A 15,023-nucleotide genomic window follows, 5' to 3' on the forward strand; every position below is an offset into this window, starting at 1 on the left:
TTTAATTAATTATTATTTAATCAACGTTTTTACAAACCATCTATCGTTCAGTGATAAACTGATACTGATGCTAAAGTAATTTTCCTGAACTCTGCCAAAATTGGTAGTACCGCGTTTTCCGATCTCAAATCCAATATTAGCATTGGAAAAAGCTTCAACAGGTAATCCAAGACCAAAGGTCATGCCAAAATCATAAAGGGGTACATTATTGACCAGCAGGCCAGTCTTCTCATTCTTTATTCCAAGACGATAAGTAACTCGTTTCCAGTAAGAAGTGAATGAATTATAATCCGGGATCCAAAATCCTCCGGCTGAGAATTTTTCTGCATCCTCATACTGCCCGAGCACCGAATTCATAAATTCGATGTTATATTCACTCATTTTTTTATACTGGTATTCTCCACCGACAAACCAGTTAAGCGGTTTTCCAACTCCCAATCCTACCGTATAGGCTTCCGGCTTATGCACATAAGTGGAATGCATACCATCGGTTACCAGATCAACATCTTCTGTCTCCACAACAGCCTGAGAGCCACTGGAACTAACAAATATAGTAGATATTTCTCTAACATTGGAAGAACTGATCTTAGTCTTAGGCACATATTGTAAAGTGGACTGTAATTGCAGACTTTTGAAAACCTTCGTTTTATAGTTCAATGCGAAATTAAAATCCCAACCACTATAGTCAGATGTGCTCACTTCGCGCGTTCCATATTGTATCTGATCTAATAACCTGAAGCTTGTTCTTTCGATACTACCGAAATTAAAATTACCGGTTGCCCCGACACTCAGATTTGGAGTTATGTTCCATCCTGCAGCGATGAACACCTTATTGATATTACCGTTTCCAGTGTATTGGTTGAGCTGGATGGGTTCTACATCTTCATTCAATGACTGAAGACTATAATCTACCGAAGAATCCGCTAAAAGACCAAAACTCACACCCACGTTTCTCGCAACTGGCATTCCGAGTATGAGATAATCGAAACTTACATTTTTAGCACTTTCGGAAGCCGCATCCGTTTTCAGCGTCAACATATTGCTGGATCCGGAAACACCAAAAGTGGTTAAGCGCAGTCCTCCGAGAGAGGCCGGGTTAGAATAATTAAGGTGAATACTATCGGTAAAGACTGTGATACCTCCCATCGCACGGTTCTCGACCATTCCCTTAAAACGCTTATCACCTGTTCCGAAAAAAGAATATGGGGATAGACTTCCTTCCTGGGCATAATTGAATCCGAAAACCAACAATGCCACCACAACAAATATCTTTTTAATCATTAGCGTTTATTAAGTTCCAAAATATAGTTTAGTCCTTCCAGGAGGAAATTAGAATGGGCAAATATGGTACTTTTTAATCTTTTTGACAAAAAATGACTGTCGCCGCCTGTTAAAATAACTGTTAAATCTTTGTAGATTACTTTATAATCTGCAATAAATCCTTCAATTTCTTTAACAGTTCCATGTACAACCCCCGAAATCATTGAAGATTTTGTCGAATCCCCAATAATATTGTTAAAGTTATGATCTTCAATCATCGGCAACTTATGGGTGAATTCATGCATAGCCTTAAACCGCATTCTAACTCCCGGCGAGATGGCTCCTCCGAGATATTCGGTTTCTTTATTGATAAAATCGTATGTGATACAGGTACCTGCATCGATCACAAGGCAGTTCTGCAACTTATAATTATAATAGGCTGCTGTAATGAGCGCCACCCGGTCCATCCCTAGTGTTTCCGGAGTGCCGTAACGATTGATGAAAGGCACTTTTGATTTTGGTGTCAATTCCTGAAACGGACAAAAAACCGCAATGGCTTTTAGCTCTGCTCCACTTAATTTTCCTACAGAAGACACCAGTGCATCCCTGATCTCAGGAAATTTTTCAAAAATATTTTTGAGTGCTTTCAGCAATTCTTCCCGGTCAACACGCATAACCTCCACCAACCTTTTCCCTTCAAAGACAGCTAGTTTGATAAAGGTATTTCCGACATCGATAACAAGATTCATAATTAGGTTTTAAAGTTGTAAATTTACAAAATGGATTTTTTTAGAAATTCTTTTTGCAAATATTAAATTTGAACCTATATTTGCACCCGCAATCGCAGTAATACTGCAAGCAACTGGTGCCTTAGCTCAGTTGGTAGAGCAAAGGACTGAAAATCCTTGTGTCCCTGGTTCGATTCCTGGAGGCACCACCATCAAAAGCCCGAACAGCAATGTTCGGGCTTTTTGGTTTTATAATATTTGTATCCATGGTTCCCCCGATGCTTCGGGGCTGGAGGCGTCGATTTGAAATTCATTTCAACTACAACCAAAATTAAAGAATAAATATGTTTCAGATAAAATACGCTTAAAAGCCCCCAAATTTTTATTCTAAGGGTCATTTAAACAGGAAAAATCCTAAGCAATCCAAAAATCCTTCTAGTATAACTTTTGACATCTATCTTATGTAACAATAAAAATCTAAGTTATAAGACATGTATCTATATATTATTTACAGTAATAAAGTTGACAAATTCTATGTTGGAATCACTAAGAATCTTGAAACAAGATTAGCTAAACATAATTTAGCAATTTACAAAGGCAGCTTTACCAAAATTGCAAATGACTGGAAATATGTTCTGCAGTATAAGTGTAAAACAAAGAAGCATGCAAATGATATAGAAAAATTTATAAAGAGAATGAAAAGCAGAAAATTCATATCTAAAATTATAAATGACCCAAGTATTCTCAAAACACTTCATTAATAAATATACTCCTACCAGTCAATTCCATGATTTATTATTCAATACTCTAACCTAGAAGATTTTGCAAAAATTCAGAATATTTTCCAATTCGGACTCAATAAAGCTCATAGATATTTGCATCCCTGGTTCCCCCGATGCTTCGGGGCTGGAGGCACCACCATCAAAAGCCCGAACAGCAATGTTCGGGCTTTTTGGTTTTATAATATTTGGAAAACGGAAAACAGAAAACGGAAAACGGAAAACAGCCTTCAGCTTTCTGCATACTGCCTATTGCATACTGATTCACTACATACTACTTCACTACATACTGCCTCACAACTTCACAAGTAACTGGTAACTGGTAACAAAAAAAAACCTGCCGTTGCCGACAGGTTCCCGATTTAAAAAACGAATTGAAAAGTAATATCCCTGGTAACTAAACTTCCGGATATTATCTTTCTTCTTTTCTTACAAATACAAAAAACTAAGGGGAGTTTATCATGGATCTCCTGGCCATTTTACCGAGAACAGCTCTATTCCCCTTCTCAAATGTATAACAACTTCCACATTGAGTTCAAGCCTCTTTCATTCCTTAACGTTTATTTATCGTTGGCTTTCATTTCTCATTACATTGCTTTAACATGACCCTGTTTCAGTCTACAATTTGGTAATATTACCCAGACAGCGATAATGGTGATAATAGTGACAATGGTGATAATAGTGATATTGGTAGGACTGGTCGTATTCAGGTCACAGAATTTGTGATAAAAGGATAGTAGCAAAATATTTAAAAACAGAAAGTCCGAAGCATATGCTCCGGACTTTCCGCCATCTAATTATTACACAAATGACTTTGCTGCCTTCGTTGTATTGCACTTTACATTACAATACCAGCAGCGGCACTTTGGAATGATAACTCAATCCTTTAAGTGTAGATTTTTGTAGCATTTTCTCAAAAAAGCTATGTTGTCTGTTCACCAGTGCGATCATATCCACTCCGGTATCCTTTACAAACTTCTGAATAGCCTCTTCAGCATCATCATCTTCATCCGCTAATGTATATACCGCGATCTTTACATATTTGATAGCATCCAATATCTCTTCTTTAATCGATTGTTGTTTTTCCGTGAGCTCATCACCATCGGTTACATGCAACAATGAAATATCACTGTTACATTGTACTGCTATCTTATTGAGTAGCTCCATATGTCCGACGGGTACTTTCTCCTTATAGGTCACGGCAAGAGCGATCTCGCCGGGGTACTTAATTTCGCTGTGCTCAGGAATGATCAGCATCGGCACCCCACCAACCTGGTCGAGCACATGAACCGTATTACTTCCTACCCAAACTTCACGACTTCCTGAAGATCCTTTGGTTCCCATAACCACCAGATCATAGTTACCGCTCTTCAACTGTGATTCGATCTCATCGGACAGATAATTATATTTACTCACCGTTTTAAATTGATGATGATGATTCTTGTTCGAAGCGATCAGATCCTGTCTTAGTGTTTTCAATTCGATCTCTGAATCTTTGGAAGCTTTTTCAACTTCAGCATCGCCTACCTGCCAGACAAGGGTCTGTGGCGACTTCATCCCATCAGCACCAAAGGTGTGAAGCAATGTTAATTCACAGGATTCGTCATCGAACAATTTCAAAGCGAAATCAATCGCATGCCGTGCATTCTGCGAGAAATCAGTCGGTATTAATATTCTTTTCATATTTGTATTGTATTGACTTTCTTTTAGCCTGATAAAACTCCAGCAAAGGCCGGTCTTTAAGCCACCTTTAGCAAAACAAGTTTCATCTTTCTGCAAATTCAGGTCATTCAACTTCTGGCATTACCAGAAAAGGTACTTCTACATGAAAGGCCACCTGTTTTACTACAGGCTCCCGGAAGAGTCCATCCATAAAACTATGGTGATTATTGATCATACAAAGCATGCCCAACTTTTCATTTTCCAGATATTCCTGAATTGTTTCTGCTACTGAAAAATCCTTTTTTAGAACGATCTCAGATACTTTCACTCCTTCCAAAAGCCGGAATAGTTCAGTTTTATTCTTTAACTGGATTTCAGATAGTTCTTCACTTCCTTCCAGATAAAGAATCACAACCTCAGCACCTATTAGTTTGGCTATATTTTTTAACGGCCCAACCTCTTCCGGTTCGAAGTTTCTTTTGAAATCATTAGCAAAAAGAATCTTTTCAGGATTCTTGAATTTATAATTATCCGGTACTGCAAGCACCGGTGTATATTTTAAAGCCTTGATAACATCCACCGTATTACTCCCCAAAAATATCTCTGCCGCTCCGGTAGCCCCTTTCGTACCCATAACCACATAATCTGCTTTCATTTCTTTTGCAGCTTTATACATAGAAGATGAGATCGTCTCGTCGGTAGTGAAACCGCGAATTTTATGTTCCTCACCGATATGCTCTTCCCTGAGTTTTACCAGCAATGATTTCATCTCTTCTTTAGCCTTCTCCTCTGCAAGATGGTACACACGGGTATTTTTTTCCTTCTTTCGGGTACTGCTTAACGAAGAGGTACTTACATTGAAAGAATGGATAATGTCAAATTCACAGGATTCCCCTTCAAACATCTTAATGGCATAATGCAATGCATTCAATGAATTTTCAGAAAAATCCGTGGGCAACAAAACTTTGTTCATCTGTATAATCTATTTTAATTTCTCTCTTAAAACCAGAAACGGAATCTTGATCTCAAATCCTACACTATCAACATTCTGCCGTAACAGTAATCGCTCCATGAACGAATGTTTCCTGTTCATCATCACCAGCAAATCAAAATCTTCCTTCTCTGTATATGCCTTAATCGCATCAGGCGGATATTCATTGTCCAACAAAGCGAAGGAGTAAGGAACTCCCTGAAACGCATCTTCAAGAAACTTCTTATTAGACTCCTGCTCTTCTGAAAGGATATGTCCCTCATCGACATGAACTACCTGCACTTCAGCACCGTGAAGTCGGCAAAGATCCAGAAGTTCCCCGAGTTCTTCCTTTTCATAATGCTTCAGGTAATCTGTCGGAAACAAAACCCTGTCAAGGGATTTAAAAGTGTAACCTTCAGGGATAGCCAAAACAGGGATTCTGGCGGTACGCATAACAAAAACCGTATTGCTTCCCAACAACACCTGCATTACCCCACTGGCACCTTTGGTTCCCATAATGATCATATCGATGGACTGCTCAGAAGCGTACTCCCTGATCTCATCCGTCAATTGATTAAAGGCATAATGTGTATGAAATTTATGCTTAGGGTTATTAAATTTCTCATGTATTCTTTCTAATGTATGTTCCAGCCCAGAAATAGTAGCCTGAATCATCGCATCATCGATACCTGAATAGGCAGGACCTCCCAAGGCATAATCAACGCGATAAAAAGCCGGCACATAAGTATGCAGGATATAGAACTCGCAGGGGACATCGCTGAACATATCTATGGCATAAGAGATCGCATTCCAAGCGTTCTCTGAAAAGTCGGTGGGTAAAAGAACTTTTTTCATCATCTGATTTTTAAATGAACCCTTTTCCCGACACTCCCCCACTTGTGTAAGGTGATTCTACTCAAATATAGCAAATCCTTAGCAACTTATTTGCCAATCATCTGTTAATCATAATTGAGTTGACTAATGCCGGACTCTTTCGTAAATTTACCGGTATATAAAGCCGTCATGAAAAGTAATTTTAACAATATCATCGCCTCTAAAACCCCGGTTCTCGTTGATTTTCACGCAGACTGGTGTGGTCCTTGTAAAATGCTTGCTCCAATTCTTAAGGAGGTCAAGGCAGAGCTGGGAGATTCTATCAAGATCGTTAAGATCGATGTTGACCGAAATCAGGAACTCTCGGGTAAGTTTCAGGTTCGTGGGGTTCCCACACTGATCCTTTTCAAAGAGGGTGTCCCGGTATGGCGACAGTCCGGAGTAGTTTCCAAACCGGATCTTATCAACATCCTTCGAAATTACAACTGATCAATCCTGAATCTTAAATGTTATCACCGGAAGGGTGGCATGATTTGCCACGTCTTCTCCTATACTTCCCATAAAGAAATGAGATATACCTTTGCGACCATGGGTCGGTAATGAAATTATATCTGCATCAACCTTCTTACAAAATTCATAGATACCATTCTCGATGGTATAATCACAATAGTAATGAACCAGTTCTTTGTTATCCAAAGAACCATTATCAGCCTCCATCAGGAAATTATCAACCCGTTCTTCCATTTCAAAAGAACTCAGGAAATTCTGATTTGGAACATTGATATATACCAGATATACCTGGCTTCTCAACATACTGAAGAACTTCATCGCTTTGCGGTAAACCCCTATATTCTCAAATTTAAAATCACAAGCCAGTACCACAGAATCTGTTTTAAATTCCTGGTGTTCCTTTTTGATCACCAAAACCGGAATATCTGAATTCCTGACCACCTTTTCCGTATTGGAACCCACAAAGAAATCGTTGATGAACCCGGTTCCATGTGAACCCATTACGATGAGATCTATTCCCTTTTCCTTTGCCACTTCATTCACCTCAGAAAAGATCTTATAGTTCTGCACGATCTCCTCTACTTCGATTCCCTGCATTTTTTCACTATTGATCATCTCCTGAAATTTCGCTTTCACTCCCTGAAGATAATAGATGGATTCTGCACCTGAATTATGATCTCCCTTGCCGATCACAGCCTGAGAGATTCCCATCATATGCAATAAATAAATTTTAGCTCCGTGAGTTCTGGCCAACTGAATTGCAACATCCAGTGCATGACCGGCAAACTCAGAAAAGTCAGTGGGTACCAGTATCTTTTTCATGACTGTTGTTTTACCTGTTTATCTACCTCTAAGTTACGGCTTTTTAAGCAGACAGAAACTGATATTTGTTAGGTCATCAGACTGCTTGAAGAAGTTCAAAAACAAACCGCATCAATCTTCATAAATTCTTAAACGTGTACGTACTCGCAACAATTCCTGTTGCAAACCTTCCATACGCTCAAGCAGATAGTGTATAGTTTCCAGACCGGCAGGATTGATTCCCAGATCACGATGGAGGCGCACCATACGTTCGAGTAAAGGAATTTGATCGGTTGCGATAAATTTCTCAGATCCTGTATCCCTGAACTCCACAAGCTCCATTTCACAAATGGTGATCACAAAGGATTCTTCTACTTGAAAAGCTTCACAAATATCTGTTATTGTTATACTGAAATCTGTTTCCATAACATTTCTATATTTAGAGTCCTGTCTTCTCCAGTTCCCGGAATAAACGCTCTTGTTCCGGTGTTAGTTTCCCGGGTAAACTCACCTCATAGGTCACAAAGAGATCCCCGAAGGACCCTTCCTTCTTATACACCGGAAATCCCTTTCCTTTAAGTTTGACCTTTGTGCCGTTCTTCGTACCGGGACTCAGCTTTAACTTCACCATACCATCAAAAGTATCAATAGTAATCTCACCTCCTAAAACCGCTTTAATAAGTGGTATTTGTTGCGTTTTATATAGGTTAGCTCCTTCTCTTTTAAAGTCGGAATCATTAAGAATCTGAAAGGTTAGATAGAGATCTCCCTTTGGCCCGCCATTCACACCCGGACCACCATGACCTTTTATTTTAATGGTCTGGCCATCCTCGATACCAGCCGGCACCGTAATCCTGATATTGCTATTATTGACGGTAAAGGTGCGTTTATGAGATGTATAAGCCTCTTTTAAAGGAATGGATACCGAAGCGTTATAATCCTGCCCCCGGAATTTTGCCGATTGTGATCGGGATCGGAAACCTCCGCCGAATCCACCACCACCGAACATCGATTCGAAAAAATCTGAAAAATCTTCTTCTGATGTACCACCGGAATAGGTGAACGGTCCGCTACCAGATTGGCTGTACTGTTGTGAAGCCTTTGCCTTTTCAAATTCCTCGGCATGCATCCAATCTTTTCCGTACTGGTCATATTTCTTCCGTTTTTCAGGATCGCTAAGCACCTCGTTGGCCTCATTCAGCTGTTTAAACCTGAGTTCAGCATCCTTATCATTCGGATTGACATCCGGATGATATTTACGGGCGAGTTTGCGATAGGCTTTTTTAATATCGGCTGCGCTGGCACTTTTATCTATACCCAGCACTTTGTAGTAATCAATGAATTCCATAGATTCAACCTGAAGTTATGGTGAAACCTGCGATTTACAACTACTGTCCTTCAAACAAACAGCACCTTAAATTTACGGAATTCGCTTTACTTTTCGTAACTACAGCGTTGTGAATTTCCCTATTCGTCCAATTTTCCGGAAGGAGGATACCCGAAAACTTCCGTATGCAGTTTTACATAAGCCTCGGGAGTATCCGTATCGGCGAGGTATGCATCTGCGTTCAGCATATAGGTTTCCCTGATATTTCTCTTTAGAATACTTTTACCTCCGCTATCCGCATCGAGTACCATCAGCTCATCGAAATAACAGGAATCGTAATAAGCGGGCACTCCCGGAACATTTCCATAGGAGCTTGCCACGATACTTTTGGTCACCATGGAAGCTACCCGAAGCAGTTCTTCAAGATATTCAGCGGTCACTAATGGCTGATCTCCCAGAATTATCAATATGCCATCAAGGTCTTTATATTTTTCAAGCAAAGCTTTGGTTCCAAGGGCGATACTATTCCCTATGCCTTTTTCCCAATTCAGATTCACGAATACTTCAATACCTTCAGTCTTAATCGACTTCTTCACAGCAGCCGCTCCCGAACCGGTGACAACCGCAACGATTGGAGCAGAAGTCAACTCAGCTTGTTCGATCACATGACCTAATAAAGTAGTGTTTTTCCAGGGTAACAATTGTTTTGGAGTGCCCATTCTGGACGATCCTCCCGCTGCCAGTACAAGTATGGCTGTTTTCTTTGGGGTCATTTTTAGGTTCTTTAACGTGTCGGCACAAAGATTAACACATCTCCGCTATTTATTTTTTTACCGGGATCTAACTTCACAAACCCATCACAATCTTTAAGACTGACCAGGTCCCCGGAACCGTTATCTATAACAAACCGGGCCTTTATCACCCCGGAATCAATTCTCGTTCTCACCCCTTTGAAAAGGGTCAGGGGAAGTGTATTCTCAAAATCTTCCGCAATAAAAACACTGGCAATATCCGGAGTCAACCCATAAGAATTATTGAACCAGGGTGTAAAATACAGATGATAGTTCACAAAAGTAGAGACCGGGTTTCCGGGAAAAGAAAATACGACCGTATTGTATTCCTTGTGAATACCAAACCAAAATGGTTTCCCGGGACGCTGCATTACACGGTGAAATAATCGTTTCACCCCGAGAACATCCATCGCTTCCGGAATAAAATCAAACTTCCCTTTCGAAACACCTCCACTTAAAATAAGTACGTCTTTATCTTTTATTTCTGATTCCAATCGTGCCGTGATCTCCTCCCGGGTATCATTGATGTGTATCTGATCTGCCTGTATCCCTTTATTTCCAAGTAAGGATGCAAGACTATAGGTATTCGACCTCCTCACCTGATGCGGAAGGGGTGTTTTATTCACAGGTACGAGTTCGTTTCCCGTTGCGATCACGGAGACCTTTGGCAACGTTTGTACAGGTACTTCATCCATCCCTACCGAGGCTAGAATTCCGATCTCTGCCGGTCCTATTCTGGTGCCCGCAGTGATGATCACCGCACCTTTACTGATATCCGAGCCTTTTCGATGAATATTAGCCCCTGGCTTCACCTGCCCTTCTATCTGTAAAATCCCATTTTCAATGGAAACATCTTCATACATCACAACAGTATCCGCATTTGATGGAACCACTGCACCCGTCATTATCTCATAGAAACCAAAATCTGAATCCAACGACACAGCTGGCGAACCTGCAGGTATAACCCCCAAACTCTTTAAGGGTTGACTTCCTGAGGACCAGGCCTCATAATTTATGGCTACGCCATCTTTGGTAGAACGATTGAACGGGGGGAAATCCCGATCAGCTACCACGTCTACGCTCAGTGTTCTGCCATTAGACTTAAGGAGATCCACTTTCTCCTCACCCGGTGTAAACCGGGTCGAGAGCACCTCCTCTAATGCTTTATCAAAATCTATCATTTCAAATTGTGATTAGATGTAATCCATCATTTAACAGAACTTTTATTCCGATTAAAAACATAAGAATTGCAGTCGTTAACTTTATACGCTTTCCTGTCAGTTTACCGATACTCATTCTGCTACCGATCTGACCTCCCAACAATACCGCAGCCATCAGCAACAGAATTGACCGCCATGATACCACAAACATATCATGAACCAACAAACCGGCTATCCCTGAAATGGAATTTACCAGTATAAAAAAAGTTGCAAGTGCTGCGATCTTTATGGAATAATCCCAACGCATCTGGTTAAGGATGGGAACGAGAAAGATCCCTCCACCGATTCCGACCAATCCGGCAAGAAATCCGATCCCGGCTCCGAGCAAACAGATCACCCAGATCGGGTACTTCCTGGCCGTTAGCCTGATCGACCTATCGCGTAAAATTTGGGACCCAAATAAGGTCGAAGATATGATGAGTGTCAAGCCTAGCAGGGCAAAGAACATTCCTTCCTCCAAACGAAAAGAAGTTCCGATAAAAGCCATAGGAATACTAGTCACTACAAAAGGCATAAATTTTTTCAGATCAAAGTGACCATTCTTATAATAAAGAAAATTACCTCCCGTGACCACGGTCAGATTACAGACCAGAGCAATCGTGCGTATTGCAAAAAAACTAACAGAAAAAAGTGACAGCACAGCCAGATAACCCGAACCTCCTGCAAAGCCTACGGAAGCATACAGTAAGGCTATGACAAAAAAACATATAGAAAGTAAGATCAGGTTCTCATCGGTTATCGGCATAGTATAAATAATTGTTTATTCCTCCTTTAAGTTCGTAGATAGGTATTTTCAATTCGGACAATATCGACACGGCTTTACGGCTTCTGATACCAGACTGACAAACCACCAGAACCGCCTCGGTTTCGGGGATCTGCCCTAATTCGGCATTAAGTCTGCTCAGCGGCACATTCAGAGAGCCTTCTAAATGAAATTTATTATATTCTCTGTTCTCCCGAACATCGATAATCATCAGATCTCTGTGTGATAACATCAGCTTATTAATCTCTTCCGGCGAGATCGTAATACCGGATTCCACAGACACTTCTTCATAATGACCGGCGAGCTCAGTGATATTAAAATGCGACGCTACTCTTTTGATTCCAACTTTAGTGATCCTTTGATTCCATCCGTCGTAGATCATTAATTTTCCCGAACTCAGTTCTCCGATCCCTGTGATCAGCTTAACAGCTTCCAGTGCCTGAAAATTCCCTATAATTGCGGGTAATACCCCGAGCACTCCGTTTATGTTGCAATCAGGAACCTCATCTGGTCCTGGCATTTCTGGAAATAAACAGCGTAAACTCGGACCATTTTCATAATTAAAAATGCTCACCTGACCTTCATAACCGTATAGTCCGCCATAAACGAAAGGTTTCCCGTTCAGCACGCAAACATCATTGATCAGATATCGGGTTGCAAAATTATCGGTCGCATCGATTACCAGATCAAAATCTGAAATCAATGCTTCCGCATTCTTTAATTTGAACTCCATTCTGTAAACCTGGATTTCCGTATCTGAATTCTGAGCAGACAACTTTTTCCCGGCAACATCGGCTTTATATTTCCCGATATCGCCTTCATCATAAAGTACCTGCCGATGAAGATTACTAAGCTCGATACGATCATGATCGACGATACCCAACGTTCCAATACCCATAGCATTCAGATACTGTAGAACCGGAACACCAAGTCCGCCTGCCCCAACCACCAGAACCTTAGCGGCCGATAGTTTCTCCTGTGCTTCCGGTCCAAAATTTTTCAAGGCCGTTTGCCTTATGTATTTGGGATTGCTCAATCAATTGATATTTTCAAGTGCTGCATTGTAATCTTCCAATGAATTTGCATTCATCAATACACGGTCATCCTTCGGATGGATCAGTTTGATCTCATTTTTGATCAAAAACTTTCTCGGACAGGAACCATTACCCTCATTTAGATAGTCTCCTGCCGCCTGAAGTCCGCCTACTTCCCACAAGGTACACATCGGTTCCGGCAGATCACTTCCAGACACCGCAAATGAGGTTGCAAACTTTTCTTTTGCTCTGGATTCTATCAGTTGCCGGATAGCCTCCTCATCGACCAGGGGTAGGTCGCAGGCTAAAACAAGCCACGCGACATCCGGGTAAATTTCATGTGCACTTAGAATCCCGTTAAAGGGCCCTCTAAAAATATCTTGATCAGTGATCGTTTCAAACGCTGAGGAAATTGTAGCCACCTGATCCTCACGAATACTGAGAAAAGTACGGTCACAGAATTTATCGAGAAGTTCATACAGGTATTCGCGGTGTGGTTTACCATGATACTCCAATTTCCCTTTATCTTTTCCCATTCGGGTACTCTTACCTCCCGAAAGTATCAATCCGTATATCTTATCTGCTGAACTCATGCTTACCTCCGGTTTTCATTTCCAGTTTTATATCGGTAATAAGGATGTCATGTGAAAGTGCCTTACACATATCATAGATCGTGAGGGCACTCACTGATACCCCTGTCAAAGCCTCCATTTCAACGCCTGTCTTTCCGGTACATTTCACCATACATTTGATATGTAAAGCGTCTTCAAACGGCTGAATATCGATATCCACTTTAGACAACATCAGCTGATGGCAAAGGGGAATCAAATCACTCGTGCGTTTAACCGCCTGTATTCCAGCGATAATTGCAGTTTGAATGATACCTCCTTTTTTATGGACGAAACCTTGTTCACTCAATTGAGAATACACTGACTCAGGAAAGAGAACTTTGCCCGAAGCTACGGCTGTTCTTTCCGAAACAGATTTCATTCCAACGTCCACCATCACCGTGTTCCCTTCTTTATCTATATGTGATAAATCTGTACTCATACTTATCTATCCTCCTATGGAGGTCATTGAATTTTTAAATACGTTCTTGTATTTTTCCTGTTCTTCGAATCCTGTTTTCGACCTGTTTCCGATCGCCGCTCTGAATGTCTGCTTGACTGCATCATCCTCAGGTTCCAGACGCATAAGATCCCTGACATTAGCTCTTGGCTTTCCGTAGAGACAAGTAATAATATCTCCCGTGGCAGATACTCGAAGACGATTACAGCTTCCACAAAACGTCCTTGAAAACGAAGGGATTAAACCAAACGTCCCCTCATGGCCAGGTATACTGTAATTGATGGAGGTAGAGGTAGGTTCAGACTCCAATTTTTGGATCGAAGGATATTTCACCTGTATATGTTTTAATATCCTTCTGAAATCCCATTGAATCTTATTAAATGTTCTGCTACCGCCATTGAATGGCATTTCTTCCAAAAACCTTACAGAAACAGGATAATGACGCGTAAGTTCCAGGAGCTCATAGATCTCCTCAATATTCTGACCATCGAGAACGATACAATTCACCCTTACATTGAAACCTTCGGTGATCAGTCTGATCAGATTCTCATAAACCAGATCGAATTGATCTCTTCGGGTTATATTCTTGAATCGCTCTCTGGTGATAGCATCGAGACTCAGGTTTATATTCCTAATACCAAGTAGTTTCAACTCTTCAATATAGGGGCCTATCAGTGTTGCATTGGTTGTAATGGAGATATCCTTCAATGTTTCCAGTCCCGCAAGGAATCGCAACAAAGACATCAGGTCTTTCCGCGCAAATGGTTCCCCTCCGGTAATACGAATTTTATCGATACCTTCCTCCACAAGTAATTTGGATAATCGTTTTAACTCCGCCATGGATAGCAAGTGATCTCGCGCAGCGAAATCTATACCTTCTGCGGGCATGCAATAATTACACCGGAGATTACAACGGTCGGTCACCGCTAATCTCAGGTAATTGATCACTCTGTTATGATTATCAATCAACATTCTTAAATTCTTTTCTTTTTCAAAATCAGGATTAAAGATACAAAACGGTTAACAATCAACCTCCGCTTACCGGTGGGATTAAAGCCAATTCGTCCGTATCTGAAACCGGATGATCTTCAGATGTAAGTTCACTATTCACCGCAATTGCCAACGAAGAAAGGGACTGAAATTCCGGATATCGCTCGATCAGCATTTTCCTTAACTGTCCCACACTTTCAGGTTTTGCCCCCTGCCACACCAAAGTATGATCTCCGACAATATCACGTGTGATACCAAAAAGCAGAATTTCCATATAACCGAT

At 40.9% G+C, this 15,023-nt stretch carries 18 protein-coding genes and 1 tRNA gene; 3 read left to right on the plus strand and 16 right to left on the minus strand.

Features of this window, described 5'->3' with window-relative positions:
- Positions 1–12: 12 nt before the first annotated feature.
- Positions 13–1,281: a BamG family beta-barrel-assembly machinery protein gene (gene bamG / locus DMZ48_RS11195; protein WP_143955234.1), complete on the minus strand. Its 1,269-nt coding sequence runs from the start codon at positions 1,279–1,281 to the stop codon at positions 13–15.
- Positions 1,281–2,009: a type III pantothenate kinase gene (locus DMZ48_RS11200; RefSeq protein WP_143955235.1), complete on the minus strand. Its 729-nt coding sequence runs from the start codon at positions 2,007–2,009 to the stop codon at positions 1,281–1,283. The genes bamG and DMZ48_RS11200 overlap by 1 nt, the downstream gene beginning before the upstream one ends.
- 115 nt (positions 2,010–2,124) lie before the next feature.
- Between DMZ48_RS11200 and DMZ48_RS11205 the strand changes: the two genes are divergently transcribed.
- Both DMZ48_RS11205 and DMZ48_RS11210 read left to right on the plus strand, forming a co-directional pair.
- Positions 2,125–2,200: transfer RNA gene (locus DMZ48_RS11205), tRNA-Phe, on the plus strand.
- 279 nt (positions 2,201–2,479) lie between these two features.
- Positions 2,480–2,749, plus strand: coding sequence for a GIY-YIG nuclease family protein (locus DMZ48_RS11210; protein WP_143955236.1), 270 nt, complete (start codon positions 2,480–2,482; stop codon positions 2,747–2,749).
- 861 nt (positions 2,750–3,610) lie between these two features.
- On the opposite strand, the gene DMZ48_RS11215 is transcribed toward DMZ48_RS11210, so the two are convergent.
- The 3 genes from DMZ48_RS11215 to DMZ48_RS11225 form a co-directional block, all read right to left on the minus strand.
- Positions 3,611–4,450: a universal stress protein gene (locus DMZ48_RS11215; protein WP_143955237.1), complete on the minus strand. Its 840-nt coding sequence runs from the start codon at positions 4,448–4,450 to the stop codon at positions 3,611–3,613.
- A gap of 103 nt (positions 4,451–4,553) precedes the next feature.
- Entirely contained in the window at positions 4,554–5,402 is an 849-nt protein-coding gene (locus DMZ48_RS11220; protein WP_143955238.1) for a universal stress protein, read from the minus strand.
- A 9-nt stretch (positions 5,403–5,411) separates the two neighbouring features.
- Positions 5,412–6,257 carry a universal stress protein gene (locus tag DMZ48_RS11225; protein WP_162558706.1) on the minus strand — a complete coding sequence of 282 codons (846 nt, stop codon included), beginning with the start codon at positions 6,255–6,257 and terminating at the stop codon, positions 5,412–5,414.
- Positions 6,258–6,425: 168 nt separating this feature from the next.
- On the opposite strand from DMZ48_RS11225, the gene trxA reads away from it, so the two are divergent.
- On the plus strand, positions 6,426–6,725 hold the full coding sequence (trxA, locus tag DMZ48_RS11230; RefSeq protein WP_143955240.1) for a thioredoxin: 300 nt from the start codon (positions 6,426–6,428) through the stop codon (positions 6,723–6,725).
- On the opposite strand, the gene DMZ48_RS11235 is transcribed toward trxA, so the two are convergent.
- The 11 genes from DMZ48_RS11235 to DMZ48_RS11285 all read right to left on the minus strand — a co-directional run bounded on the left by DMZ48_RS11235 (position 6,726) and on the right by DMZ48_RS11285 (position 15,014).
- Complete coding sequence (locus tag DMZ48_RS11235) at positions 6,726–7,568, minus strand: universal stress protein (RefSeq protein WP_143955241.1); 843 nt, start codon at positions 7,566–7,568, stop codon at positions 6,726–6,728.
- 111 nt (positions 7,569–7,679) lie between these two features.
- Positions 7,680–7,973, minus strand: coding sequence for a chaperone modulator CbpM (locus DMZ48_RS11240; RefSeq protein ID WP_143955242.1), 294 nt, complete (start codon positions 7,971–7,973; stop codon positions 7,680–7,682).
- Between the two features lie 13 nt (positions 7,974–7,986).
- The gene (locus tag DMZ48_RS11245; protein ID WP_143955243.1) at positions 7,987–8,895 is read right to left on the minus strand and encodes a DnaJ C-terminal domain-containing protein; all 909 of its coding nucleotides are present in this window, start codon (positions 8,893–8,895) and stop codon (positions 7,987–7,989) included.
- A 119-nt stretch (positions 8,896–9,014) separates the two neighbouring features.
- Positions 9,015–9,647 carry a nucleotidyltransferase family protein gene (locus tag DMZ48_RS11250; RefSeq protein ID WP_143955244.1) on the minus strand — a complete coding sequence of 211 codons (633 nt, stop codon included), beginning with the start codon at positions 9,645–9,647 and terminating at the stop codon, positions 9,015–9,017.
- Positions 9,648–9,658: 11 nt separating this feature from the next.
- Positions 9,659–10,846 carry a molybdopterin molybdotransferase MoeA gene (locus tag DMZ48_RS11255; RefSeq protein ID WP_143955245.1) on the minus strand — a complete coding sequence of 396 codons (1,188 nt, stop codon included), beginning with the start codon at positions 10,844–10,846 and terminating at the stop codon, positions 9,659–9,661.
- Position 10,847: 1 nt separating this feature from the next.
- Complete coding sequence (locus DMZ48_RS11260) at positions 10,848–11,630, minus strand: sulfite exporter TauE/SafE family protein (protein ID WP_143955246.1); 783 nt, start codon at positions 11,628–11,630, stop codon at positions 10,848–10,850.
- Positions 11,614–12,684, minus strand: a complete 1,071-nt coding sequence (locus DMZ48_RS11265) for a HesA/MoeB/ThiF family protein (protein WP_143955247.1) — start codon at positions 12,682–12,684, stop codon at positions 11,614–11,616. Before DMZ48_RS11265 ends, DMZ48_RS11260 begins: the two co-directional genes overlap by 17 nt.
- The gene (mobA, locus tag DMZ48_RS11270; RefSeq protein WP_143955248.1) at positions 12,685–13,275 is read right to left on the minus strand and encodes a molybdenum cofactor guanylyltransferase; all 591 of its coding nucleotides are present in this window, start codon (positions 13,273–13,275) and stop codon (positions 12,685–12,687) included.
- Positions 13,259–13,732 carry a cyclic pyranopterin monophosphate synthase MoaC gene (gene moaC / locus DMZ48_RS11275; RefSeq protein ID WP_143955249.1) on the minus strand — a complete coding sequence of 158 codons (474 nt, stop codon included), beginning with the start codon at positions 13,730–13,732 and terminating at the stop codon, positions 13,259–13,261. Before moaC ends, mobA begins: the two co-directional genes overlap by 17 nt.
- A gap of 6 nt (positions 13,733–13,738) precedes the next feature.
- Positions 13,739–14,722, minus strand: a complete 984-nt coding sequence (moaA, locus tag DMZ48_RS11280; protein WP_143955250.1) for a GTP 3',8-cyclase MoaA — start codon at positions 14,720–14,722, stop codon at positions 13,739–13,741.
- A 55-nt stretch (positions 14,723–14,777) separates the two neighbouring features.
- The gene (locus tag DMZ48_RS11285; RefSeq protein ID WP_143955251.1) at positions 14,778–15,014 is read right to left on the minus strand and encodes a MoaD/ThiS family protein; all 237 of its coding nucleotides are present in this window, start codon (positions 15,012–15,014) and stop codon (positions 14,778–14,780) included.
- Positions 15,015–15,023: the final 9 nt, after the last annotated feature.

This window comes from Robertkochia solimangrovi, assembly GCF_007279655.1.
Lineage (GTDB): Bacteria > Bacteroidota > Bacteroidia > Flavobacteriales > Flavobacteriaceae > Robertkochia > Robertkochia solimangrovi.